The sequence below is a fragment of the Pantoea sp. USMM079 genome (genome assembly GCF_037153115.1).
GTDB lineage: Bacteria > Pseudomonadota > Gammaproteobacteria > Enterobacterales > Enterobacteriaceae > Pantoea > Pantoea communis.
In genome coordinates this window covers 1-1,197 of sequence record NZ_JBBCKX010000057.1, presented here as the reverse complement: position 1 = coordinate 1,197, position 1,197 = coordinate 1, and the positions used below count along the sequence as shown (strand labels likewise).

The following is a 1,197-nucleotide window of genomic DNA, read 5'->3' as shown; positions in this document are numbered from 1 at the left end:
TTATCGATGGAAATGATGGTCTGGGCTGTGACCGGCATGGCACTTTTTCGCTCCCATTCGATGACCCAGCTCGTCTCACACCTGGATATCCTTCTGCCGGGGAAAAGGCCTTTTGTTGCGCCCAGCGCGGTTGTGCAGGCCCGGCAGCGATTTGGAGAAGATGTTATCCGGTTAATGTTTGAGAAAACGCAGCGCCTCTGGTTTGAAAAGACACCGCTGTCGCACTGGAACGGACTGACGCTGATGGCGGTGGATGGCACCGTATGGCGCACCCCTGACACACCAGAGAATGATGCCGCCTTCGGGCGAACGGCCAATATTAATAAGAGCTCTGAGTGGCCGCAGGTGCGCATGGTCTGTCAGATGGAAGTCACCAGTCACCTGCTGTCAGCAGCAGCGTTCGACAGCGTCTCAGCTGCCGGCGAAGCCGAACTTGCCGCTCAGCTTATCCCACAGACCCCCGACCACTCTCTGACCCTCTTTGATAAAGGTTTTTATGCGCTGGGTCTGCTGCACGCCTGGCAGTCAGCGGGAACGGAAAGACACTGGATGCTGCCGCTGCGCAAAGGAGCACAGTACCGTGTAGTCCGTAGCTTAGGAGCCGGGCAGGAGTTGGTGGAATTACAGCTGTCGCCGCAGGCGAAGAAAAAATGGCAGGGTGCTGCAGACACGCTGACGGCAAGGCTTATCAGCAAAGAACTCAACGGAAAAACGGTTCAAATCCTGACATCCATGTGCGACCCCCTGAGGTATCCCAAAGCAGATGTCGTGGATTTATACGGCCATCGCTGGGAAATAGAGCATGGGTTCCGCGAGATGAAACAACACCTGCTGAATAATGAGCTGACGCTGAGAAGCAAAAAGCCAGAACTTGTGCGTCAGGAGCTGTGGGGCGTGGTCCTGGCCTATAACCTTCTGAGGTTCATGATGGCGCAGATGGCGTACAGCCTGAAAGGCGTGGAACCTTATCAGATGAGTTTTAAGCAGTCCGCACTGTATCTGAGAAGTCATCTGAGCCTGCTACCGGGCATCTCAGGGGGAAAAATACCGCGGATAATGGAAGAGATAATGGCGATGGCGCCAGGGCTGGTGCTGCCGGAAAGAAGAGTGCGGCATTACCCAAGGGCGGTAAAAAAGAAGCCGCAACGTTATCCGCTGCGGCCTCCATTAAGATCTTAACTGACAAGCATTACGCCT

1 protein-coding gene is annotated in these 1,197 nt (G+C 54.9%); it reads left to right on the top strand.

The window, feature by feature from the left end; translation table 11 throughout:
• Window positions 1-1,179, top strand: a 1,179-nt coding sequence (locus WFP70_RS26470; protein WP_337024902.1) for an IS4 family transposase, incomplete at its 5' end; no start/stop codon positions are given.
• Window positions 1,180-1,197 lie beyond the last annotated feature (18 nt).